This is a genomic window from Mycobacterium sp. (assembly GCF_049278535.1).
GTDB lineage: Bacteria > Actinomycetota > Actinomycetes > Mycobacteriales > Mycobacteriaceae > Mycobacterium.
In genome coordinates this window covers 1-22,133 of record NZ_JBAPMI010000329.1, presented here as the reverse complement: position 1 = coordinate 22,133, position 22,133 = coordinate 1, and the positions used below count along the sequence as shown (strand labels likewise).

General features: G+C 66.3%; 25 protein-coding genes. 20 read left to right on the top strand and 5 right to left on the bottom strand.

The genetic code is table 11. From position 1 onward, the window contains the following. The 3 genes from WAO18_RS21790 to mnmA form a co-directional block, all read left to right on the top strand. Positions 1-546 (top strand): lysophospholipid acyltransferase family protein (locus tag WAO18_RS21790; protein ID WP_422208310.1); only part of this gene is annotated, 546 nt, incomplete at its 5' end. 88 nt (positions 547-634) lie between these two features. Then, positions 635-1,816, top strand: a complete 1,182-nt coding sequence (locus WAO18_RS21785) for a cysteine desulfurase family protein (RefSeq protein WP_422208309.1) — start codon at positions 635-637, stop codon at positions 1,814-1,816. Continuing rightward, positions 1,813-2,886, top strand: coding sequence for a tRNA 2-thiouridine(34) synthase MnmA (gene mnmA, locus WAO18_RS21780; protein ID WP_422208308.1), 1,074 nt, complete (start codon positions 1,813-1,815; stop codon positions 2,884-2,886). The genes WAO18_RS21785 and mnmA overlap by 4 nt, the downstream gene beginning before the upstream one ends. Positions 2,887-2,898: 12 nt before the next feature. Here the strand turns inward: mnmA and WAO18_RS21775 are convergent, their stop codons facing one another. Next, on the bottom strand, positions 2,899-3,525 hold the full coding sequence (locus WAO18_RS21775; RefSeq protein ID WP_422208307.1) for a sensor domain-containing protein: 627 nt from the start codon (positions 3,523-3,525) through the stop codon (positions 2,899-2,901). Between the two features lie 88 nt (positions 3,526-3,613). On the opposite strand from WAO18_RS21775, the gene WAO18_RS21770 reads away from it, so the two are divergent. From WAO18_RS21770 to WAO18_RS21740, 7 genes are all read left to right on the top strand, one after another. Further along, on the top strand, positions 3,614-4,627 hold the full coding sequence (locus tag WAO18_RS21770) for a methionine synthase (RefSeq protein WP_422208306.1): 1,014 nt from the start codon (positions 3,614-3,616) through the stop codon (positions 4,625-4,627). Between the two features lie 81 nt (positions 4,628-4,708). Continuing rightward, on the top strand, positions 4,709-5,203 hold the full coding sequence (locus tag WAO18_RS21765) for an SRPBCC family protein (protein ID WP_422208305.1): 495 nt from the start codon (positions 4,709-4,711) through the stop codon (positions 5,201-5,203). Next, positions 5,200-5,520: an ArsR/SmtB family transcription factor gene (locus WAO18_RS21760; RefSeq protein ID WP_422208304.1), complete on the top strand. Its 321-nt coding sequence runs from the start codon at positions 5,200-5,202 to the stop codon at positions 5,518-5,520. The genes WAO18_RS21765 and WAO18_RS21760 overlap by 4 nt, the downstream gene beginning before the upstream one ends. Before the next feature lie 29 nt (positions 5,521-5,549). After that, positions 5,550-6,080: a nuclear transport factor 2 family protein gene (locus WAO18_RS21755; protein ID WP_422208303.1), complete on the top strand. Its 531-nt coding sequence runs from the start codon at positions 5,550-5,552 to the stop codon at positions 6,078-6,080. Positions 6,081-6,141: 61 nt separating this feature from the next. Further along, the gene (msrA, locus tag WAO18_RS21750; RefSeq protein WP_422208302.1) at positions 6,142-6,879 is read left to right on the top strand and encodes a peptide-methionine (S)-S-oxide reductase MsrA; all 738 of its coding nucleotides are present in this window, start codon (positions 6,142-6,144) and stop codon (positions 6,877-6,879) included. A gap of 39 nt (positions 6,880-6,918) precedes the next feature. After that, a complete protein-coding gene (gene ligA / locus WAO18_RS21745; protein ID WP_422208301.1) occupies positions 6,919-9,018 on the top strand; it encodes an NAD-dependent DNA ligase LigA in 2,100 nt (699 codons plus the stop codon). Positions 9,019-9,061: 43 nt separating this feature from the next. Next, a complete protein-coding gene (locus WAO18_RS21740; protein ID WP_422208300.1) occupies positions 9,062-9,970 on the top strand; it encodes a metal-dependent hydrolase in 909 nt (302 codons plus the stop codon). Positions 9,971-9,991: 21 nt separating this feature from the next. On the opposite strand, the gene WAO18_RS21735 is transcribed toward WAO18_RS21740, so the two are convergent. Both WAO18_RS21735 and WAO18_RS21730 read right to left on the bottom strand, forming a co-directional pair. Beyond that, entirely contained in the window at positions 9,992-10,501 is a 510-nt protein-coding gene (locus tag WAO18_RS21735) for a hypothetical protein (protein ID WP_422208313.1), read from the bottom strand. Positions 10,502-10,565: 64 nt separating this feature from the next. Continuing rightward, on the bottom strand, positions 10,566-11,225 hold the full coding sequence (locus WAO18_RS21730) for an amino acid-binding protein (RefSeq protein ID WP_422208312.1): 660 nt from the start codon (positions 11,223-11,225) through the stop codon (positions 10,566-10,568). A gap of 89 nt (positions 11,226-11,314) precedes the next feature. Between WAO18_RS21730 and gatC the strand changes: the two genes are divergently transcribed. The 8 genes from gatC (at position 11,315) to WAO18_RS21690 (ending at position 18,784) form a co-directional block, all read left to right on the top strand. After that, complete coding sequence (gatC, locus tag WAO18_RS21725) at positions 11,315-11,614, top strand: Asp-tRNA(Asn)/Glu-tRNA(Gln) amidotransferase subunit GatC (protein WP_422208299.1); 300 nt, start codon at positions 11,315-11,317, stop codon at positions 11,612-11,614. Next, positions 11,611-13,092, top strand: coding sequence for an Asp-tRNA(Asn)/Glu-tRNA(Gln) amidotransferase subunit GatA (gatA, locus tag WAO18_RS21720; RefSeq protein ID WP_422208298.1), 1,482 nt, complete (start codon positions 11,611-11,613; stop codon positions 13,090-13,092). The genes gatC and gatA overlap by 4 nt, the downstream gene beginning before the upstream one ends. A 97-nt stretch (positions 13,093-13,189) precedes the next feature. After that, positions 13,190-14,221 carry an ATP-dependent 6-phosphofructokinase gene (locus tag WAO18_RS21715; RefSeq protein WP_422208297.1) on the top strand — a complete coding sequence of 344 codons (1,032 nt, stop codon included), beginning with the start codon at positions 13,190-13,192 and terminating at the stop codon, positions 14,219-14,221. Between the two features lie 123 nt (positions 14,222-14,344). Further along, positions 14,345-15,049 carry a PAS and ANTAR domain-containing protein gene (locus WAO18_RS21710; protein WP_422208296.1) on the top strand — a complete coding sequence of 235 codons (705 nt, stop codon included), beginning with the start codon at positions 14,345-14,347 and terminating at the stop codon, positions 15,047-15,049. A 10-nt stretch (positions 15,050-15,059) separates the two neighbouring features. Beyond that, positions 15,060-16,583: an Asp-tRNA(Asn)/Glu-tRNA(Gln) amidotransferase subunit GatB gene (gatB, locus tag WAO18_RS21705; protein ID WP_422208295.1), complete on the top strand. Its 1,524-nt coding sequence runs from the start codon at positions 15,060-15,062 to the stop codon at positions 16,581-16,583. A gap of 51 nt (positions 16,584-16,634) precedes the next feature. After that, entirely contained in the window at positions 16,635-17,210 is a 576-nt protein-coding gene (locus WAO18_RS21700) for a hypothetical protein (RefSeq protein ID WP_422208294.1), read from the top strand. Positions 17,211-17,397: 187 nt separating this feature from the next. Next, positions 17,398-18,249 carry an alpha/beta fold hydrolase gene (locus WAO18_RS21695; RefSeq protein ID WP_422208293.1) on the top strand — a complete coding sequence of 284 codons (852 nt, stop codon included), beginning with the start codon at positions 17,398-17,400 and terminating at the stop codon, positions 18,247-18,249. Positions 18,250-18,328: 79 nt separating this feature from the next. Then, the gene (locus WAO18_RS21690) at positions 18,329-18,784 is read left to right on the top strand and encodes a flavin reductase family protein (RefSeq protein ID WP_422208311.1); all 456 of its coding nucleotides are present in this window, start codon (positions 18,329-18,331) and stop codon (positions 18,782-18,784) included. A 4-nt stretch (positions 18,785-18,788) separates the two neighbouring features. On the opposite strand, the gene WAO18_RS21685 is transcribed toward WAO18_RS21690, so the two are convergent. After that, entirely contained in the window at positions 18,789-19,910 is a 1,122-nt protein-coding gene (locus tag WAO18_RS21685) for a PQQ-dependent sugar dehydrogenase (RefSeq protein WP_422208292.1), read from the bottom strand. A 166-nt stretch (positions 19,911-20,076) separates the two neighbouring features. On the opposite strand from WAO18_RS21685, the gene WAO18_RS21680 reads away from it, so the two are divergent. Then, the gene (locus tag WAO18_RS21680; protein ID WP_422208291.1) at positions 20,077-20,931 is read left to right on the top strand and encodes a DoxX family protein; all 855 of its coding nucleotides are present in this window, start codon (positions 20,077-20,079) and stop codon (positions 20,929-20,931) included. Here WAO18_RS21680 and WAO18_RS21675 read toward each other — a convergent pair. Beyond that, positions 20,928-21,332 (bottom strand): PH domain-containing protein, encoded by a 405-nt coding sequence (locus WAO18_RS21675; RefSeq protein ID WP_422208290.1) that lies wholly within the window; start codon positions 21,330-21,332, stop codon positions 20,928-20,930. The genes WAO18_RS21680 and WAO18_RS21675 overlap by 4 nt on opposite strands. Before the next feature lie 285 nt (positions 21,333-21,617). Here WAO18_RS21675 and WAO18_RS21670 point away from each other — a divergent pair. Next, a partial coding sequence (locus WAO18_RS21670; RefSeq protein ID WP_422208289.1) for a thiamine pyrophosphate-binding protein occupies positions 21,618-22,133 on the top strand: 516 nt, incomplete at its 3' end.

Genomic DNA, 22,133 nt, shown 5'->3' with positions numbered 1-22,133 from the left:
CGGTGGCACGCATCGCCGCTGTCGTTTGTCGCCCGCGCAGACGTCGCGGGCAACGCCGCGGTGCGGATGATGGCACGCATTGTCAGGGTCATTCCGATCGAGCGCGCAAGGCTGCGCCAGCTTCCGGAGGTGGTGGCCACCGTCGCGGCCCGGCTGTATGCGGGCCACACGGTGGTGGCATTCCCCGAGGGCACCACCTGGTGCGGCCTCTCCGGCCGATCCCACCAGGGTTCGGGGCCGTTTTATCCGGCGATGTTCCAGGCCGCCGTGGACACCGGCCGACCGGTCCAGCCGCTGCGGCTGCGCTACCAGCACCGGGACGGCCGAACGTCGACTGTCCCGGCGTATATCGGCGACGACACACTGTTGCGCTCGATCGGCCGGTTGATGGTGGCCCGCCGCACGGTCGCGCGAATCTACGTCGAATCACTGCAGCTGCCGGGCGACGACCGGCGCGAGCTGGCCCGTCGCTGCCAGGCCGCGATACGCCTCACATCGGCGCCACACGCGGGCCATGGGCCGCGGCCATCCGTGCTGGCATCCTGACCGCAGGGCGGGGCTCAATTGCCCAAGTCCTTGTCAGGCCGTTCCGGCCTGCATCGTCGCGGGGCGCCCTCGGTATCCTGGGCAGGTCATGGTCTACCTGGATCACGCTGCCACCTCGCCGATGCACCCCGCTGCTGTCGAGGCGATGACGGCCGTCCTGAGCACCGTGGGTAATGCCTCCTCGCTGCACACCACCGGTCGGGCCGCCCGGCGCCGGATGGAGGAATCGCGCGAGCTGATCGCGGCCAAGCTCGGTGCCCGCCCCTCCGAGGTGATCTTCACCGCCGGCGGCACCGAAAGCGACAACCTCGCCGTCAAGGGCATCTACTGGGCGCGCCGGGACGCCGAGCCGGGCCACCGCCGCATCATCACCACCGAGGTCGAACACCACGCAGTTCTGGACGCGGTCACTTGGCTCGTCGAACACGAAGGCGCCGAGGTGACCTGGTTGCCCACGGCCGCTGACGGCTCGGTTTCGGTCGCGTCGCTGCGCGATGCGCTGCAAGACCACGACGACGTGGCGCTGGTCTCGGTGATGTGGGCCAACAACGAGGTCGGTACGATCATGCCTGCTGCCGAACTAGCCTCCGTCGCAGCCGAATTCAATGTGCCGATGCATAGCGACGCGGTTCAGGCGGTGGGACAGCTGCCGATCGGCTTCGCAGCGAGTCAGTTGTCCGCGATGAGTGTGGCCGCCCACAAATTCGGCGGCCCGCCCGGCGCGGGCGCGCTGCTGCTTCGCCGCGACGTGGGCTGCATGCCGTTGTCGCACGGCGGCGGGCAGGAGCGCGACATCCGATCGGGCACACCCGATGTCGCGGGCGCGGTCGGTATGGCGACCGCGATCCAGCTTGCCGTGGACGGCCTGGAGGTCAACGGCGCGCGGCTACGGTTGCTGCGCGACCGTCTGATCGACGGTGTGCTGGCCGCTGTCGAGGACACCCGGCTGAACGGCGCCACCGGCTCGCGGCGATTGCCCGGCAACGCGCATTTCACCTTCGAGGGCTGCGAAGGCGATGCGTTGCTGATGTTGTTGGACGCAAACGGAATCGAGTGTTCCACCGGATCGGCCTGCACCGCCGGGGTTGCCCAGCCCTCGCACGTGTTGGTCGCGATGGGCGCCGACCCTGCCAGTGCTCGCGGGTCGCTTCGATTGTCATTGGGGCACACCAGTGTCGAGTCGGACGTCGACGCGGCGCTGCAGGTCCTACCCGGTGCTGTGACCCGGGCCCGGCAGGCCGCGCTTGCCACCGCGGGGATTGCCCGATGAGGGTGCTCGCCGCGATGAGCGGCGGTGTCGACTCGTCGGTCGCCGCCGGCCGCATGGTCGACGCCGGTCACGACGTCGTCGGTGTGCACCTGGCCTTGTCGCAGGCGCCAGGAACGTTGCGCACCGGCTCGCGGGGCTGCTGCTCCAAAGAAGATGCCGGCGATGCCCGTCGAGTCGCTGATGTGCTCGGAATCCCTTTCTACGTCTGGGATTTCGCGGACAAGTTCAAAGAAGACGTGATCGACGACTTCGTGTCGTCCTACGCGCGCGGTGAAACCCCCAATCCATGTGTGCGCTGTAACGAGCGAATCAAGTTCTCCGCACTGGCGGCGCGCGCGCTGGTGCTCGGCTTCGACGCGGTCGCCACCGGTCACTACGCCCGGTTGTCCGGCGGGCGGCTGCGCCGCGCCGTCGACATCGACAAGGACCAGTCCTACGTGCTCGCGGTGCTGACCTCCGAGCAACTGCGCCATGCCGCGTTCCCGATCGGGGACACCCCTAAGTCGCAGATCCGCGCCGAGGCGGCCCGCCGGGGATTGGCGGTCGCGGAAAAGCCGGACAGCCATGACATCTGCTTCATCCCGTCCGGCGATACCCGGGCCTTCCTCGGTGAGCGCATCGGGGTGCGGCGCGGCTCGGTGATCGACCAGGGCGGCGCCGTGTTGGCCACCCACGACGGCGTGCACGGCTTCACCATCGGCCAGCGCAAGGGACTGGGCATCGCCGGGCCTGGCCCGGATGGCCAACCTCGCTACGTCACCGCCATCGACGCCGACAGCGGCACAGTCCAGGTCGGCTCGGCCGCGGACCTTGAGGTGTGGCAGCTGACCGGCCGGCAGCCGGTTTTCACCGCGGGCACCGCACCGGCAGGTCCCGTCGAATGCGCGGTGCAGGTGCGCGCACACGGCGAGGCCGTCGACGCGGTAGTGGCATTGGCCGGCGACGAGGTGCAGGTACGCCTGCACACGCCGCTGCGCGGTGTGGCGCCCGGGCAGACGCTGGTGCTGTACCGCGCGGACCCCGATGGCGACGAAGTGCTCGGCAGCGCCACCATCACCGGGTCGTCATAAGACCGGCCTCGCCTAGCCCGGCACGTTGGCGGCGATGTTGGTGATCACGATCGTGGACACCGAATCCGGGAATCCGCAGAAGGTGACCTCCATCAGCACCACGGACTTGAGCAGATAATCACGCCCGCAATCGCCGGGGCGCGTCTGCAGTGAGCGTTCGTCGGAAGTCCACGCGCCGACGAATCCCGAACCCGCCGAGCTGTCCGCGCACCGGCGAATGGTTGCCACCAAAGCGGCGAATGCGCGGCGGGCCACGTCGGCATCGCGATAGGCGGCCGCGCCCTCCGAGATCAGCCCGCCGTGGGGTGGGTCCTGGTAGGTGGTTTTGTGGAACGCTTCGATGTCGGGTCCGAAGGTTGCGCTGTCGGAATAGATGAACCGGCATTCCGGCGGAGCGGTCTTGGCGAGGGCATCGACATCCACCGGGGAGTCGCCGTCCATTGACGGGATGATGGTGAGGTGCTCGCCGCCCCCGGTTATCGCCTGCATCCGGGACTGGTCAAGCAGCACCCGGTTGATATCGACGCCGGAAAGATTCTGTCCTGCACCGAGTTCCGGCAACACGGAGCCGCTCACCACCCGGGTACATGCCGCAGCCAGCAGAGCCGCAGCACACAGCATCAGGCGTGGTGCCGTCATCGAGAGCCTCTTTCCCCGATCGCCAGCGTAATCGGGGCACACGGACCTGGCGCGGTGCGCCCAGAACCCGATCGAATACGGTTGGCCGGTGAGTGTTTTCGCCACCGCCAGCGGCACCGGATCGTGGCCCGGTTCCGCCGCGCGACCGGCAGCTGAAATTGTGGTCGGCGAGCTGGGTGCTGCGATGGCGCACCTGGTCGAGCTGCCCGCGCGTGGGGTGGGCGCCGACATCATCGGGCGTGCCGGTGCGTTGCTGATCGACGTGGCGATCGACACGGTGCCCCGTGGCTACCAGGTGGCGTCCCGGCCCGGCGCGGTGACGCGACGGGCGGTCAGCCTGCTCGACGAGGACATCGATGCGCTGGAAGAAGCTTGGGAGATCGCGGGTTTGAGGGGCAGCGGGCGGCCGGTCAAAGTCCAGGCGCCGGGGCCCATCACGCTGGCCGCCCAATTGGAACTGTCCAATGGCCACCGGGCGATCACCGACCTGGGCGCGGTCAACGACATTGCCACCTCGCTGGCCGAAGGGGTTGCCGCGCATCGGGCCTCGGTGTCACGCCGACTCGACACTCCGGTGGTCATCCAGTTCGACGAGCCGTCGCTGCCGGCGGCGGTTGCCGGCCGGCTGACCGGGGTGACCTCGCTGAGCCCGGTGGCCGCCATCGAGGAGACCCTGGCCACCTCCCTGCTCGACGCCTGTGCGGCCGCCGCGGCCGCAGAAGTGTCGGTGCACTGCTGCGGCGCGGCGATCCCGTGGAAGGTGTTGCAGCACAGCAGTATCAGCGCAGCGTCGGTGGACGCCGCAACGCTGGAGGTTGAGGATCTGGACGCCATGGCCGAATTCGTCGAATCGGGACGCGTCGTGATGCTTGGCGTGGTGTCGTCGACCGAGCCGTCGCCGCGGCCTGCGGTGGGAGAGGTCGCCGCCCGGGTCGGGGCCATCATCGACCGACTGGGCTTCGGCCGGTCGGCGCTGCGCGATCGGATCGGCATCACCCCGGCGTGCGGACTTGCCGCCGCGACCCCGCATTGGGCGCGGGCGGCCATCGGACTGGCCCGGGGGACAGCCGAGGCCTTCGCCGAAGATCCGGACGCGATCTGACCCATCCGAGCAAAAAGCAACCAATAGGTTGCATGTAGCGGGCGGGCTGTGGTTCAGTGATAGGCAACCAGGAGGTTGCAGATGAACACGGATCGTATCGAAAAGCAGGTGGTCTTGCGTGCGCCGCTGGACCGGGTATGGCGGGCGATCAGCGACTCGCAGGAGTTCGGCCGATGGTTCGGCGTTCGCATCGACGGGCCGTTCGTCACCGGCACATCGGTGAGCGCGACGATCGTCGGAACGACCGTCGACGACGAGGTCGCCGAAATGCAGCGGCCGCACGTCGGGGCCAAGGCGACCTGGCAGATCGTCACGGTCGAACCACCCCGCCGCTTCGCCTACCGCTGGCACCCCTTCGCGGTCGACGCGAACGTCGATTACGACGCCGAGCCCACCACGCTCGTCGAGTTCACCTTGTCGGAAACGACCGAAGGTGTGCTACTGCGCATCGTCGAGTCCGGTTTCGACGCCATTCCTGCGGCGCGCCGGGCGGATGCGTTCGAAGCGAACAGCGGGGGCTGGGCCAAGCAGACCGAGTTGGTGCGGAAGTACCTGAGTCTCGAGCAGTGGGTGTGACCGCCAGCCTCGCGGCGGCCCCACTGTTCGATGCGCTGGGGGACCCGAACCGTTTGCGCATCGTCGTCCGGCTGTGCGATTCCGGGCCCAGCTCGACTTCTCAAGTCACTCAAGCGGTTTCGGTTACGCGTCAAGCAGCCACCAAACACTTGGAGCTGTTGGAGGCCGCCGGGGTGGTGCTCAGCAGCCGACGCGGGCGAGAGCGGATCTGGACACTGCAGACTCGACCGCTGATCGACGCGGGCGACTACCTCAACCAGCTGTCCCGTCGCTGGGACGCCGCGATCGACCGGTTGCGGGCCTATGTGGAGGACTGAGTTCGGCTTGTCGCAGCTAGCGTTGGACGATGCCTATTGCCGCACCCGACGTACAAGAGATGCTCGACGAATACGCGCTGCGAAAGCTCGTGCACGGATACTGCCGCGCGGTAGATCGTGGCGACCTGGACACCCTGCGAAGTCTCTACCACCACGACGCCGAAGACCGCCACGGATCCTTCTCATCGGGCTCGGTCGATACTTTTCTGCGCACCCTTGCCGAAACCCGGCCCTACATCCGGTCGATGCAACATCACATCACCACCACGAACTTCGCCATCAGCGGCGACATCGCAGAAGGTGAGATTTACAGCATTGCGACACATACATTCGCGGCGAGGGATGGCGAAACCGAGGTCGTGGTGGGCGGTCGCTATCTCGACAAATACGAAAAGCGGAACGGCACATGGAAATTCACGACGCGGTGCATCGTCACCGACTGGGCGCATGTCAATGATCCGTCCGCGGTCGACTTGAGTCATCCGATGACCCTGGACACACCACAGGGCCGTCCCGGGCCGGATGATCCCTCGCACGAATTCTTCTCGTTGCTGAGGTGATCAGGGCAGCGAAATCGGCCCCGACCTCATTCACGTAACTGCTATACCCTGGCGGTCTGTTGTGGGAGAGGACGACGGCATGCATATGGATGGCAAAACCGGGACAGGGCGTCAGCGAGTGGTCCTGGCGAGTTGGCTGGCGGTGATCGGCCTTGCCGCTGCGGCATTCGTGGTCCGATCTCCGGTGATGCCGTCCGCGAGCGGCACGACCGCGAGCGCACTTCCGGCACCGACCATCGACGAGCCGGCGACCGGAAGCCCCAAGACCGAGACCGCGGTCTTGGCCGGCGGCTGCTTCTGGGGCGTGCAGGGTGTTTTTCAGCACGTCAAAGGTGTGTCAGCGGCCACGTCGGGATACGCAGGAGGAGACAAGGCGTCAGCTGATTACGACGCGGTCAGCACTGGGACCACCAAGCACGCCGAGTCGGTACGTATTACCTACGACCCGACTCAAGTCACGTACGGCCAGCTATTGCGGGTCTTTTTCGGTGTCGTCCAGGATCCGACCGAACTCAACTATCAGGGCCCCGACGTAGGCCCGCAGTACCGCTCGGTGATCTTTACCCAGGACGTCAGCCAGCAAAAGATCGCCAATGCCTACATCGCTCAGCTGAACCAGGCGGGCTCATTCGCCGCGCCGATCGTCACCACCGTGACGCCGGGAGCCCAATTCTTTCCCGCCGAGGCCTACCACCAGGACTACCTCAGCCTTCATCCGAACAACTCGTACATCGTCGCCAATGATCTGCCCAAGCTGGGCGCGCTCAAATCGGACTTCCCAGAGCTCTATCGCGACTAGCCGCACTGGGCTGTCGGCGTCCTCCGATAGCCTGCGAAGGTGAGCGCAGCAGAGGCTGATCCGGTTCCGTCCGAGGTCCGTCGTACGTGGCGTGAACTGGCCGACGAGGTGCGCGAACACCAGTTCCGCTACTACGTGCGTGATGCGCCGATCATCTCTGATGCGGACTTCGACATACTGCTGCGCCGGCTGAGCGCACTGGAGGACGAACACCCCGAGCTGCGCACGCCCGACTCGCCGACCCAACTTGTTGGCGGCGCCGGATTCGCCACCGATTTCACCTCTGCCGACCATCTGGAGCGGATGCTGTCGCTGGACAACGTGTTCAGTGCCGAAGAATTCGATCTGTGGGCGGGTCGTGTTCGCGCCGACGTGGGTGCCGAGGTGCCTTTTCTGTGCGAGCTCAAGATCGACGGCGTCGCACTGGCTTTGGTCTATCGCAATGGTCGGCTGGTGCGGGCGGCGACCCGCGGTGACGGGCGCACCGGCGAGGACGTGACGCTCAATGCGCGCACCATCGACGATGTGCCCGAGCGGCTTACTCCCAGCGACGGTCATCCGGTACCCGATGTCCTCGAGGTGCGCGGCGAAGTGTTCTTCCGGCTCGCCGATTTCGAGGCGCTCAATGCCTCGCTCGTCGAGGACGGCAAGGCGCCGTTCGCCAACCCGCGCAACAGCGCGGCCGGGTCGCTGCGGCAGAAGGATCCCGCCGTAACCGCGCGGCGCAGGCTCCGGATGATCTGCCATGGGTTGGGGCATGTGGAGGGGTACCGGCCGGCCACCCTGCACGACGCGTACCTGGCGCTGGCTGCTTGGGGCCTGCCGGTTTCCGATCACACCACCCGGGTGGAGAACGCCGCCGGTGCGCTGGAGCGCGTCGCTTACTGGGGTGAGCACCGCTACGACGTCGATCACGAAATCGACGGTGTGGTAGTCAAAGTCGACGATGTGACGTTGCAGCGCAGGCTCGGCTCGACGTCGCGTGCGCCGCGCTGGGCGATCGCCTACAAATACCCGCCGCAGGAAGTTCAGACCGAACTGCTCGACATCCGCGTCAACGTCGGCCGGACCGGACGCGTGACGCCGTTCGCGTTCATGACGCCGATCACCGTCTCGGGGTCGACGGTCGGGCTGGCCACTTTGCACAACGCTGCGGAGGTCAAACGCAAGGGCGTGCTGATCGGCGACACGGTGGTGATCCGCAAGGCCGGCGATGTGATCCCCGAAGTGCTGGGTCCCGTTGTCGATCTGCGCGATGGCTCTGAGCGCGAATTCGTGATGCCGACAACATGTCCCGAGTGTGGGACGACACTGGCTCCGGCCAAGGAGGGTGACGCCGACATCCGGTGTCCCAATTCGCAGTCCTGCCCCGCGCAGTTGCGGGAGCGAGTGTTTCACGTCGCCGGCCGTGGCGCCTTCGACATCGAGGGGCTCGGTTACGAGGCGGCCATCGCGCTCTTGAAAGCGAAGGTGATCAACGATGAGGGCGATCTGTTCGCCCTCACCGAAGACGACCTGTTGCGCACGGATCTGTTCACCACCAAGAGTGGTGCCTTGTCCGCCAACGGAAAGCGATTGCTGGCCAACCTGGACAGGGCCAAAAAGCAGCCGCTGTGGCGGGTGTTGGTGGCGTTGTCGATTCGGCATGTCGGACCGACGGCGGCGCGGGCCTTGGCGACTGAGTTCGGCAGTTTGGCGGCGATCAATTCAGCGTCGACAGAGCAACTGGCTGCGGTCGAAGGGGTCGGTCCGACCATCGCCGACGCGGTGACCGAGTGGTTCACCGTCGACTGGCATCGCGAGATCGTCGACAAGTGGCGATCGGCCGGCGTTAGGATGGCCGACGAGCGCGACGCCAGCGTGCCCCGCACGTTGGAAGGTCTGACGATCGTGGTGACCGGGTCGCTGGCCGGCTTCTCCCGCGACGACGCCAAAGAGGCGATCCTGACCCGCGGCGGTAAGGCGGCCGGTTCGGTGTCGAAAAAGACCGATTATGTCGTCGCCGGCGATTCGCCCGGATCGAAATACGACAAGGCCGTCGAACTCGGCGTCCCCATCCTGGACGAGGACGGGTTCCAAAAACTTCTGGCGGAAGGGCAATCCTGCGAATCTGCTGAGAAATCACTGCCTAACGGGTAGTAGTCTTGGGGGGAGTCGGGCAATTAGTTGCCTTGGAGAGCGAATGACTGATCTCGAACTGCACCAGGACGGGTATCCGGTACTTCGCCGGAAGGCTCGCTTCGACTGGTCGGCCACCCCGTTGCACTGGGTTCCGGGTGACCCGTTCAGCACCCACCTGTTGAATGTGATGCATCTGATGCTGCCGGCGGCCGAGCGTTGGTTCATTCAGGTCCTCAACGAAGCAGAACCACTGATTGATGACGCTGAGTTGAAAGCGGCCACAAAGCTTTTCATGCAGCAGGAGTCGTGGCATGCCTGGGCGCACCAGATGGTGCTTAAGCATCTGGCGGAGCAGGCGATCGACACCACGCCGTACACCGACAGATTGCACAGCTGGCTGTCCAAACTGGGTAAACAGCACCCGGAATGGCCAAAAGTTCTGCAGCGGCTGTCGCTGTACCGACGCCTTGCGGTTGTTTCCGCATTGGAACCCTTCAACACCGCATTGGGTGAATGGTTGATCCAAAACCGGGGACTCGATTACGCCGGAGCCGACCCGACCATGCTTGACCTGCTGCGCTGGCACGGCGCCGAGGAGATCGAGCATCGGTCGCTGGTCTTTAACGTTTATCAATACATATGCGGCAACTACCCCCTGAGAGCGTTGACGATGCTGTCCACCGCGCCGACTTTCGCGTTCTGGTGGATCGCGGGACTGCGGTTCTTGATGGCGACCGATCCGACGATCACCGCCAAGCCGCGCTGGCGGGACTGGTTGCGAGCTGCTCGGGAGTACCGGGTACCGGGACCCTGGCTGGTCGCCGTCAGCGTGCCGGGCCGCTACATTCGGCCCAGGTATGACCCCACCGCGGAGGCATCCACGCAGTTCGCCATCGACTATCTGGAGCAGTCGCCTGCGGCTCGCGCCGCCCGCGAAAGGGCCGAAGCCCTCGCTGGCTCCGAAGGATAGCTGCCCAGGGCTCACTTAGCCTCATGGCAGCAGCGGCAGTCGCCACAGTGGGGTGTGCGGCGCCAACAGCCAGAGCCGGATCGCGGTGAACCGGAACAGGCGCAGCGTTCCGGTGATGAGCACGGCGGCCAGCGGTAGGTCGCCCAGGGCCGCGGTCAGCTCTGCCAACCGAAAGTCGTTGGCGCCGGCCGTCATCAGGTCGAACCACGCATCGCAGATCAGCAGCATGCCGGTCGCGAACGCGGTCAGCAACATCACTTGTCGGCGCAGCATGCCGAATATCACGGTGGCGGCCATCAGGCCGAGCAGCAACAGGTCGAAGCCGACCCAGGTTGCTGTCCAGTCGTGCACGAGATAGTCGTCGGGCAACGCGAAAGCCAAATACACGATCCAGGGGATCAGCACTAGCGTCCCGCCGGTCATGATCCCCAGCCAGCCCCACCTGATCCTGCGCACCTGCGCGACCGGCAGCAGTTCGGACAGTGGCCGCTCGAGGCGTTGGATCAGCTGACGCCGCTCGGCGGGGGACATCGAGGCGATCTGGGCATCGGATAGCGGGCTCACACCTGCATGGATACCCCGTTTGCCGGGCCGTTCAGTGCAAAAGGGTCGCGACGATGCCCGCAAGGTAGCCCAGCCGGGCGACCTCCGACGGCCGGAAGGCCGGGCCGCCGGGCCTGCCGAGTACCACCGCGGTGTCCGGAGCGCCTAGCGGAGCCGCGATCAGCGTGGTGTCCAGATCCCGCCACAGCTGGGGGACCCAGTCCTCGGTTGCGTCCAGGGCGGTGGCGTGCTCGATCGGCATCCAGGGGACATCCTTCAGTCGGGTTTCCGGTGCGCCGGGGCTGCCGGCGACGCGCTGAAATCCGTCGTCGGACTTCTGCAGCACCGTGCACCAGCTCACCCTCAACACCTGAGGCGCCTCGGCGACCAGAACTTTCAGCTTCGCCGCGGTTTTGCCGGCGGCGGCGACATGGTCGATCAGAGCCAGCTCGCGGTGCGCGTCCAGCAGCCCGGTGTGCGGTCGCAGGCTGTCGACCCGTACACCCTGCAGCGCTTCGGCCGCGGTGATCAGCGTGTCAGGCATGCCCCCTGGAGGCAGTTCGACCACGAGATCGTCGATGGCGTAGTCGCGTCCGCGCTCTACGACATCCAGCGACAAGATGTCAGCGCCCACTGATCCGAGGGCCACGGCGAGTGAGCCGAGGCTACCCGGCCGGTCGGCCAGCTGGACTCGCAGTAGATACGAGGACACGGCCAACACTGTTTCACAGCGGCGCGCCCTCGGCATTTCGACCGATGCCGGGCGTCGCGCCAGTGTCACGCTCGCTAGGCTTTTCAGTCGTGTCCCAGATTTCCCGCGACGAGGTGGCCCATCTGGCCCGGTTGGCCCGGCTGGCGTTGACCGACGACGAGCTGGACCATTACGCCGGTCAACTCGACGCGATCCTGACCCACGTCGGCCAGATCCAAGCGGTTGACGTCACCGGCGTCGAGCCGACCGACAACCCGCTCAAGGCCGTCAACGTCACCCGCCCGGACCAGACCGCGCCGTGCTTGACCCAGCAGGAAGCGCTCGCCGAGGCGCCCGAAGCCCTCGATGGTCGTTTCGCGGTCCCGCAGATCCTCGGGGAACCGCAATGACGGACATCGTCCGGCTGGATGCGGCGACGCTGGCCGCGAAAATCGCCGCCAAGGAGCTGTCGTCGACCGAGGTCACCCAGGCTTGCCTGGATCAGATCGGGGAAACCGACCAGCGGTACGGCGCCTTCCTGCATGTGGCGGCCGACGCGGCGCTGTCAGCTGCGGCCGCTGTCGACGCATCTCTGGCTGCCGGGGAACAACCCGCATCGGCGCTGGCCGGTGTTCCGCTGGCCCTCAAAGACGTGTTCACCAGCGTCGATATGCCCACCACCTGCGGCTCGAAGATCCTCGAGGGTTGGCGTTCGCCGTACGACGCCACCGTGACCGCGCGGCTGCGCGCGGCCGGAATCCCGATCCTCGGCAAGACCAACATGGACGAGTTCGCGATGGGGTCCTCGACGGAGAACTCCGCCTACGGCCCGACCCGCAATCCGTGGAATACCGAGCGGGTGCCGGGCGGTTCGGGCGGCGGCAGTGCCGCCGCGCTGGCCGCGTTCCAGGCCCCGCTGGCTATCGGGACTGACACTGGCGGTTCGATCCGCCAGCCGGCCGCGCTGACCGCCACCGTCGGGGTCAAACCCACCTACGGCACGGTCTCCCGCTACGGACTGGTGGCCTGCGCATCGTCGCTGGACCAGGGCGGGCCCTGCGCGCGCAGTGTCCTTGACACAGCGCTGCTGCATCAGGTGATCGCCGGGCACGACGCACGCGATTCCACCTCCATCGACGCCGAGGTGCCCGACGTCGTCGGCGCCGCAAAGGCCGGGGCGGCGGGCGATCTCACAGGTGTGCGCATCGGCGTGGTCAAGCAGTTGCGCGGCGAGGGATATCAGCCCGGCGTGCTGGCATCGTTCAACAAGGCCGTCGAACAGTTGACCGCCATCGGCGCCGACGTGACCGAAGTCGACTGTCCCCATTTCGATCACGCGCTGCCCGCCTACTATCTGATTCTGCCGTCGGAGGTGTCGAGCAACCTGGCCCGCTTCGACGCTATGCGCTACGGGCTGCGGGTCGGCGACGACGGCACGCACAGCGCCGAGGAAGTGATGGCGCTGACCCGGGCTGCCGGATTCGGCCCGGAAGTCAAGCGACGCATCATGATTGGCACATACGCGTTGTCTGCGGGCTACTACGACGCCTATTACAACCAGGCGCAGAAGGTGCGCACGCTGATCGCACGCGACCTCGACACGGCGTATCAGTCGGTCGACGTGCTGATCTCACCCACGACGCCGACGACGGCGTTCCCGTTGGGGGAGAAGGTCGACGACCCACTTGCGATGTATCTGTTCGACCTGTGCACGCTGCCGTTGAACCTGGCCGGGCACTGCGGAATGTCGGTGCCGTCGGGGTTGTCTGAAGACGACGGGCTGCCCGTCGGGCTGCAGATCATGGCGCCGGCGCTGGCCGACGATCGGATCTATCGGGTGGGAGCCGCGTACGAGGCCGCCCGGGGAGCGCTACCCTCGGCGATCTAGTCCGATCTGTCCGACTTCTCCTCGGGCCGTTCCGGCGCGCATCGTCGTCGGTGGGCGATCCGCTGCTCGCTCGGCGTCGGCGGGGCAAGATGAAGACATGCGGATCGGAATTCTCACCGGTGGCGGTGACTGTCCTGGGCTGAACGCTGTCATCCGGGCGGTGGTACGCACCTCCGACTCGCGCTACGGGTCGTCGGTGGTCGGATTCGAAGACGGCTGGCGAGGGTTGCTGGAGAACCGGCGTGTGCAACTGGCCAACGACGATCGCAACGATCGCCTGCTGGCCAAGGGCGGAACGATGCTCGGTACCGCGCGCGTCAACCCTGACAAGCTGCGGGCCGGACTCAACCAGGTCAAGCAGACGCTTGATGACAACGGCATCGATGTGCTCATCCCGATTGGCGGCGAGGGTACGTTGACCGCCGCGCACTGGCTGTCTGAAGAGAATGTGCCGGTCGTCGGGGTGCCCAAGACCATTGACAACGACATCGATTGCACCGACGTGACTTTCGGGCACGACACCGCGTTGATGGTGGCGACCGATGCCATCGACCGGCTGCACAGCACGGCTGAGTCACACCAGCGCGTGATGCTGGTGGAGGTGATGGGTCGGCACGCCGGCTGGATCGCGCTTAACTCCGGGCTGGCTTCTGGCGCGCACATGACGCTGATCCCCGAGCAGCCTTTCGACATCGACGAGGTGTGCCGACTGGTCAAGCGGCGCTTCCAGCGCGGCGACTCCCATTTCATCTGTGTGGTCGCCGAAGGTGCAAAGCCGGTGGCAGGTTCGATGAAGCTGGCCGAAGGTGGCATGGATGAATTCGGCCACGAGCGCTTCACCGGGGTGGCCGCGCAGTTGGCGATCGAAGTCGAGAAGCGGATCAACAAAGACGTCCGGGTGACTGTGCTCGGCCACGTCCAGCGCGGTGGCACGCCGACGGCCTACGACCGCGTGCTGGCCACCCGATTCGGGGTCAACGCCGCCGACGCCGCCCACGCCGGCGAGTACGGGCAGATGGTGTCGCTCCGCGGCCAGGACATCGGTCGGGTACCGCTGGCCGATGCGGTGCGTCAGCTGAAGCTGGTGCCGCAGAGTCGCTACGACGACGCCGCCGCCTTCTTCGGCTAGCGGTCCCTGCGAATACCTCCGTTACGTCACGGCCGACGGTAACCTTGTGCTGGTGAACGGGGTTTTGACCTGCGGTGAACGCTCCGAGGCAGCGATCGGCCGGCATGACGGGGTTCGGCCGTAATGGCCGCCGAACTCGAGGGGCAGGACGCCGAAGTCGGGCAGGCATTCGCCGGCGCGCCGCAGCGGGTCGGGTGGTTCCGCTTCTACTTCGAGGATCAGCGCTGGGAGTGGTCGGAGCAGGTGCAGCGCATGCACGGCTACGAGCCGGGCACGGTCACCCCCACCACCGAATTGGTTCTGGCGCACAAGCATCCCGAGGATCGCCACGAAGTGGCAAAGACCATCGATGAGATGCTGCGCACCCACCGCGCATTCAGCACCCGGCACCGCATCCTCGACAACAGCGGTGTGGTGCATCAGGTGGTGGTGGTCGGCGACCTACTCACCGACGTTCATGACGTGGCCATCGGCACACACGGCTACTACGTCGACATCACGCCGTCTTCCGACCGGGCTCGCGAGGACCTGATCTCCGCCCGGGTCGCCGAAATCACCGAGCACCGTGCGGTCATCGAACAGGCCAAGGGCATGCTGATGCTGATCTACGGGCTCGATGACGAAGCGGCTTTCGATCTGCTCAGGTGGCGATCGCAAACAACCAATGTGAAGCTGCGGCGGTTGGCCCAGAAGATCGTCGAGGAGTTCCGCACGCTCGGCGACGACGGCATCACCTCTCGATCCGCGTTCGATCATGCGCTGCTGAGCGTCGAGGAGGGCGGCGGCGGCGGCGACGGCGATGGCAAGGCCGCTTCGGCGGCCAATTAGGATCGACCGCATGACTTCTGCTGCGAGCGCCGCCCGCGCGCCCGGGGCGGATCTGCTCGACTACGACGACGTGCTCACCCGCTACGAGCCGGTGCTCGGGTTGGAGGTGCACGTCGAGCTGTCGACCGCCACCAAGATGTTCTGCGGCTGCGCCAACGAGTTCGGCGCCGAGCCCAACACTCAGGTGTGCCCGGTATGTCTCGGACTGCCGGGGTCGCTGCCGGTGCTCAACGAGGCCGCGGTCGAGTCGGCGATCCGGATCGGGCTGGCCCTCAACTGCGACATCGCGCCGTGGGGCCGATTCGCCCGGAAGAACTACTTCTACCCCGACCAGCCGAAGAACTACCAGATCTCCCAATACGACGAGCCGATCGCCGTCCATGGCTATCTCGATGTCCCGCTGGACGACGGCACCACCTTCCGGGTTGAGATCGAGCGCGCCCACATGGAGGAGGACACCGGCAAGCTGACCCACCTGGGCAGCGATACCGGCCGGATCGCCGGAGCGACCACCTCGCTGGCCGACTACAACCGGGCCGGCGTCCCGCTGATCGAGATCGTCACCAAGCCCATCGAGGGCACCGCCGAGCGGGCACCGGAGATTGCCCGCGCCTACGTCACCGCGCTACGCCACCTGCTGCGTGCGCTGGATGTGTCCGATGTGCGGATGGACCAGGGCTCGATGCGCTGCGACGCCAACGTGTCGCTGAAGCCGAAGGGAGCCAGCGAATTCGGCACCCGCACCGAGACCAAGAACGTCAACTCGCTGAAGAGTGTCGAGGTCGCGGTTCGCTACGAGATGCGGCGTCAGGGCGCTGTGTTGGACTCCGGTGGCCGAGTCATCCAGGAGACCAGGCACTTTCATGAGGACGGATACACCAGTCCGGGGCGCACAAAAGAGACTGCGGAGGACTACCGCTACTTTCCCGAGCCAGACTTGGAGCCGGTAGCGCCCAGCGGCGATCTTGTCGATCGGCTGCGTGAAACCATCCCCGAGCTACCGTGGTTGCGGCGCAAGCGGATTCAACAGGACTGGGGCATCTCCGACGAGGTGATGCGCGATCTCGTCAACGCCGGTGCGGTCGAATTGGTCAGCGCAACCATCGAGCAGGGCGCCTCCAGTGAGCAAGCGCGGGCGTGGTGGGGCAACTTCCTGGTGCAGAAGGCCAATGAGGCCGGTGTCGAACTCGACGAATTGCCCATCAGCCCAGCCCAAGTCGCCGCGGTGGTAGCGCTGGTGGACGGCGGCAAGCTGACCACCAAGCTGGCCCGCCAGGTGGTCGAGGGCGTGTTGGCCGGAGAGGGCGAGCCCGAACAGGTGATGACCGCGCGCGGGCTGGCCGTCGTGCGTGACGACTCGCTGATCCAGGCCGCGGTCGACGAAGCTCTGGCCGCCAATCCCGATGTCGCCGAGAAGATTCGCGGCGGCAAGGTGCAGGCAGCGGGCGCGATCGTCGGGGCCGTGATGAAGGCGACCAAGGGCCAGGCCGACGCAGCGCGGGTACGCGAGCTGGTGCTCGCAGCCTGCAGCTAGAACGGCGTCGTCAACGTGATCGCGGCCCGCACAGCGCCTGCAGGTGACCGTATGACCCGCGGCCGGCTCCTGGTCGGCTCCTGGGTCGCGGTGACGCTCACGATCTGCTTGGGCGACCACTTCTTCCACGTGCGCACGGGGATCCTGCGCCACCACTGGCGGCCGTTCGTCGACGGCCAGTCGGTCTGGGTCTGGCTGATTTTCGCGGTCGCGGCTGCGGCGTTCGTCGGTGTTGCGGCCGCGGTGCCGCTCAGAGACGTGCCTGCCGACGTGCCGTGGCCCGCGATCGTGGACTCCACCGCGCTGTTCATCGGCGCGTATGCGCTCTCCGGACAGCTCGGCGCGAGCCATCCGGCTGGCCTGTTCGTGGCGCTGGTGGCCGTGTGGCTGATTCGGATCGCGGTGCGACCTACCGATCGGCTCTGGTACGCCGCGCACGGCATCGTGCTCGCGGCCGCCGGCGTCGTCGGCGAGGGGCTCTTCTCGGATCTGGGTTTGTTCGACTATCGGCTGCAGCAGGTGATGAACTGCCCGTGGTGGCTGGCAGGCCTGTACCTGCAGGGCAGCATCGCGCTGCTGGAGGTGGCACGGGGAGCCACGGCCCTCGCGGGACAACGGAGCGGATGATGGCTTCGCGTCGCTCACCGACCGCCAGATGACGGAGAACAACTGACCAAGGCTGAAGCCCCAGGGTCGAGGGGGAGTTCCATAGCTGTCTCCTCGGCGCATAGGCCTCGATGGCAGCTAGAACGCAACTGAGATACTGCTGGGCATGACTCAGTGAAAAGTTGAGTCGTGAGTAAGGTTGGCGACGATGACCAGCATCGGCGATCAGCTTCGCGAGCAGACGGTGGACACCACACTCGGTCGAATTCGGCTGCAAATAGCGGGATCTGGTTCGCCGATCGTCTTCTGGCCCAGCCTGCTGATGACCGGCGACATGTGGCACGGGGTGGCCGACGATCTTATTGCGCGCCGGCAGGTGGTGCTGGTGGACCCGCCCGGCCAGGGCGGCAGCCAGGCGCTGACGAGCTTGTTCAGCTTCGACGACTGCGCCCGCTGTGTGGTCGACATCCTCGACGGCCTCGGCATCCACAAGGCCCATTTCGTCGGCAACTCCTGGGGCGGCATGATCGGCGCGACTTTCGCCGCGACCTACCCCGAACGGATCGGGGGAGCGGTGCTGATGAATTGCACGGCAGGCCGGGCGGGTCTGCAACAAAAGGTACAGTTCGCGATCCTGCTGCAGCTGGCGAAGTGGTCGGGCGGAATGGGATCGCTGCTGAATCGACCTGTGCTGAAGGCATTTCTGGGGCCGACCACCTTTCGACAGCGTCCCGACGTGGTGGAGCATGTTCGCGCGGCAGTGAAAGCCGTTGACGTCGAGTCTGTCTCGTGGGCAGTGAAGAGCGTGGTCCCACGGCGGCCCGACCAGCGGGCGCTGCTGGGCACCATCAAGACACCGGTGCTCGTTGTCGGCGGCGCGGAGGACGTGACCTTCCCGCCGCGGGAGGCGATCGCGATGGCGGACGCGATTCCCAACTCGTCCGTCCGGGTGCTGGACGGGGTGGCTCACCTGGCTGGCTTGGAGAACCCGCCGCTGGTGAGCGCACTGGTGGAACAGTTTCTTTTTGGAGACAGCGAAAGCAGCTCTGGCGCAACGTAATCGCGCTTGCTTGAGAATCTACGTATCGGTGCGCCATGATGGCGAGGTGAGCGACGAACCTTTCGATCGGCTGGTCGGAATGCTGGACTACACGATGTTTGTGGTGACGACTCAGGCCGACGGTGAAATATCGGGATGTCTGGTCGGTTTCGCCACCCAGACCAGCATGCACCCGCCACGATTTCTGGCCGGGATCTCCAGGGTCAATCACACCTGCCGAGTGGCGGCGCGCGCCGATCATCTGGCCGTGCATGTCGTGGAGCGCCGCCACATCGCCTTGGCCCGTCTATTCGGCGGCCAAACCGGTGACCAGGTCAACAAATTCGATCACTGCTCCTGGCACACCGGCCCGCAGGCCATGCCGATCCTTGATGATGCGGTGGCGTGGTTCGTCGGCAAGACGCTGAAGCGGGTCGATCTCGGTGACCACATCGGCTACCTGTTGGAGCCCGGCGCCGGAGCGGTGGCTGCGCCGTCAGACGACCTGGTCAGCTTTCCTGACGTCGCCGATCTGACACCAGGCCACGAGGCCTGAGTCGCTAGGTCTTGTCCTCGTTGGCCCGTGGGAAGCCACCGCCCTGCGGGAACAGCGGGAACACCACATCGTCGAGTTTCTGGGCGTCTCCGGCGGTTTTGTTCACGGTCGCGCCCCACACGTTGCCGTCCGGCGACATCCGCAGCGCCCAGGCATGTCCGTGGGTGTCCTGACGAACCACGTCGGGTGGGCCGGTGACCGCGCCGGTGCCCTGCGCCAGATGTACAGCCACCGTCTGCTTGGTGTTGACCAGGTTCAGCAGAACCGTCCCGTCCAATGCCGAACAACCGGCTACGCCCGGTCGGTCCGGCCACGTCCACACCGTAGAAACCTTGGAGTCTTTGGTGATTCGCTGGAGCCGGTCGGCAGTGGGGCCGCGGTCGGCGACGTAGAGCGAGCCGTCGACGGGGTCGGTGCACAGACCTCCGCCGGCGCCGATGCCGCTAAGCGCCGTGGTCGGCGGCGCTTGGTTGAGTGTGGTGGGCTGCTCGAGGCGAATCACCTTCCCGGCAAGCGACGCCGGATCGTTGGCCATCGCCGGGTTGCCCGCGTCGCCGGTCATCACGACCAGCGTGGTGGGGCTGGTGAACATCAGGGCCCCGCTATTCCCGATGCCGCCCTTGGGAATTCCCGTCAAAATGTCTTTGGGAGTATCGCCGTCGGCGACCCGGATGACCCGGTTGTCGGTGGGGGTGCTGATGTAGGCGTACATCAGCCGGTCCTGCTTGTAGGTCGGTGAGAGCACGATGTCCATCAACCCGCCGTCGCCGGCCGGGTCGACCGGAATGACGGTCTTAACCTTGGGCTCGGCGCTGACCGATACCTCTTTGACCGCGCCGGTGGTGCGCTCGGCCACCAAAGCCGACTTGCTGTCGCCCTGCATGAGCAGGCCGCTGGTGCTCTCCAGGCAGCCCTGCATCACTCCCGGCGCTGGGCATTCCTTCGGGAATGGCTTGTCGGGCAGCGGCGGGGGCGGCGGCGCTGACGAAGTCGGCGGGGGATGCCGTGCGGGATCGGTGGTGAACGGTTGCGACTGAATGTCGTTGAAGTGGGCGCAACCAGCCAAAACGAACGTCGCCGAGCTGAGCACAGCCAGACTGCGCCGCCACGACCTCCACAACCGCATAGCTGCCAGATTACGGATATGTCCGCTGCGGTGCCCGTGACGGGTGCCACGCGCCATCCGCGTCTGCCCGCAAACAACGCCCCGCCCGCGACGACGGGCGAATCGGAACCGCGAAAGCGCCGCTCAAATCCCCGATTCGCAGAAGTTTGCCTTTACCCTGACACGAGTGAGCAGTCAACCGCATGAAACAACTTGGCAACGACCGGACTCCTCCGCGGTGCCAACGCCGGTGCGACCGACTTCGGCAAGCTTGGTCGACCCCGAGGACGACCTGCCATCAGACACGTATGCAGGCGATTTCGAGACGACACTGATCCCGCACTACGACTCGACTGACTCCGGCAGCGTCCGCTCATCCAGCAGCGGAATAGGGTTGATCGGCGGCCACGAGCCGCTGCCTTACCAGCCCCAGCCGACTGGAAGGCACTCGGTGTTCTCCCCCGACGGGGTAGACGAGCACGGGCACTTCGACGACGAGGCGGTCCGCGCGGCGAGCCGTCGCGGTACTCAGCATCTGGGTCTGTTGATTCTGCGTGTGGGCCTCGGTGCCGTCCTGCTCGCGCACGGACTGCAGAAGCTGTTCGGCTGGTGGGGCGGACAGGGCCTGACCGGCTTCAGGAATGCGCTGTCCGACATCGGCTACCAGCACGCCGACATCCTCACCTACTGCGCCGCCGGCGGTGAGATCGCCGCCGGAGTGCTGCTGGTGCTCGGCCTGTTCACCCCGCTGGCTGCCGCGGGAGCGCTGGCCTACCTGACGAACAGCGTGCTGGCCGGGATGTCGGCCCAGCACAGTCCCAGGTCGTTTCCGTACTTCCTGCCGAACGGCCACGAATACGAGATCACCTTGATCGTGTTGGCCGTCGCCGTGATTCTGGTGGGACCCGGTCAATATGGCTTCGACGCCGGCCGTGGCTGGGCGCGACGGCCGTTCATCGGTTCATTTGCCGCTCTGGTTGTCGGGATCGGCGCCGGCGTCGGGCTGTGGATGCTGCTCAACGGCGCCAATCCGGTCGGCTAATCCGCGTACGGATTGGGGACGCGGCCCGCGCTGGCCGCGGTCAGCCGCGGCAGCGTGGCGAATGTGACGGCGGGTAATCGCAGCTGGCGCCCGTTTTTCAGCTGAGCGCGCGCCCACGAGCCCCTGGTGAATCGCAGGCCTTCGATATCTTCCCAGCGCACCGACCGGCTGCCGAGCAGCGTGCGCACGGTCACGCCGTCGCGGTCGGCCCGGGTGCGCAGCCGAACAATCAACGCCGACAACAAGACCGGGACGATCAGCAGCGGAGCGGTCTGCGGCCAGGTGAGCACCGGGACGAGCAGCCCCAGGGCGAAAAAGCCCACCGCGAAGTGCGCCATCGGCGAAATGTTGATCACCACCGGCGGTGCGGGTGCCGTTTCCTGCGGTGAATCGCTGGCCATGCAAGCATCATGGCATCGGGTCGCGACAAGAGCCCGGCGGCCACCGGGATTTGACGTTTGACCAGTACGGAGGCTACCGTCGTGGGGCGATGAACACTTCTGGAAAGCTCGTAGTAATCCGCATGCGCGTTGGTGCCTGACTGATCAAGTCGACCGACGCGCAACCCTCGTGCAGCTGCAGAGCTGACGGGGGTTTTTTGTTGCCCACCATCGACGTGGCGTCAGCAGAAAGATCACCTACAACTTTCCAGAGCAAACGTAGACGAAGAAGGACAAGAGGACCCAGTGAGCGCACCCACCAGGCCGCATTCCGAGCCGCAGACACCGGCTTCGAAGCCTGCGTCGCAGGATGTGGCACGCATCGCCTCCGATGCGGCGAAACCCGCCGCTAAGCCGCCGACCGTTCGGCCGAAACACGTTGCGCCTGAGCAACTTACCGGCGCGCAGTCGGTAATCCGTTCGCTGGAGGAGCTCGACGTCGAGGTCATCTTCGGAATTCCCGGCGGTGCCGTGCTTCCCGTCTACGACCCGCTGTTCGACTCGAAGAAGCTGCGGCACGTCCTGGTTCGCCACGAGCAGGGCGCCGGCCACGCGGCCTCCGGTTACGCGCACGCCACCGGAAAGGTCGGCGTCATGATGGCGACCTCAGGTCCCGGGGCCACCAACCTGGTGACGCCGCTGGCCGACGCGCAGATGGACTCCATCCCGGTGGTCGCCGTCACCGGGCAGGTCGGGCGCGCACTGATCGGCACGGACGCCTTCCAGGAAGCCGACATCTCCGGCATCACGATGCCGATCACC

Coding starts and splice junctions, on each gene's coding strand:
- WAO18_RS21785 (WP_422208309.1), top strand. CDS start 635: ATGGTCTACCTGGATCACGCTGCCACCTCGCCGATGCACCCCGCTGCT.
- mnmA (WP_422208308.1), top strand. CDS start 1,813: ATGAGGGTGCTCGCCGCGATGAGCGGCGGTGTCGACTCGTCGGTCGCC.
- WAO18_RS21740 (WP_422208300.1), top strand. CDS start 9,062: ATGACTGATCTCGAACTGCACCAGGACGGGTATCCGGTACTTCGCCGG.
- WAO18_RS21765 (WP_422208305.1), top strand. CDS start 4,709: ATGAACACGGATCGTATCGAAAAGCAGGTGGTCTTGCGTGCGCCGCTG.
- gatB (WP_422208295.1), top strand. CDS start 15,060: ATGACTTCTGCTGCGAGCGCCGCCCGCGCGCCCGGGGCGGATCTGCTC.
- WAO18_RS21675 (WP_422208290.1), bottom strand. CDS start 21,332: ATGGCCAGCGATTCACCGCAGGAAACGGCACCCGCACCGCCGGTGGTG.
- WAO18_RS21710 (WP_422208296.1), top strand. CDS start 14,345: ATGGCCGCCGAACTCGAGGGGCAGGACGCCGAAGTCGGGCAGGCATTC.
- WAO18_RS21715 (WP_422208297.1), top strand. CDS start 13,190: ATGCGGATCGGAATTCTCACCGGTGGCGGTGACTGTCCTGGGCTGAAC.
- gatA (WP_422208298.1), top strand. CDS start 11,611: ATGACGGACATCGTCCGGCTGGATGCGGCGACGCTGGCCGCGAAAATC.
- WAO18_RS21685 (WP_422208292.1), bottom strand. CDS start 19,910: ATGCGGTTGTGGAGGTCGTGGCGGCGCAGTCTGGCTGTGCTCAGCTCG.
- WAO18_RS21695 (WP_422208293.1), top strand. CDS start 17,398: ATGACCAGCATCGGCGATCAGCTTCGCGAGCAGACGGTGGACACCACA.
- WAO18_RS21755 (WP_422208303.1), top strand. CDS start 5,550: ATGCCTATTGCCGCACCCGACGTACAAGAGATGCTCGACGAATACGCG.
- WAO18_RS21700 (WP_422208294.1), top strand. CDS start 16,635: ATGACCCGCGGCCGGCTCCTGGTCGGCTCCTGGGTCGCGGTGACGCTC.
- WAO18_RS21775 (WP_422208307.1), bottom strand. CDS start 3,525: ATGACGGCACCACGCCTGATGCTGTGTGCTGCGGCTCTGCTGGCTGCG.
- WAO18_RS21690 (WP_422208311.1), top strand. CDS start 18,329: ATGCTGGACTACACGATGTTTGTGGTGACGACTCAGGCCGACGGTGAA.
- WAO18_RS21735 (WP_422208313.1), bottom strand. CDS start 10,501: ATGTCCCCCGCCGAGCGGCGTCAGCTGATCCAACGCCTCGAGCGGCCA.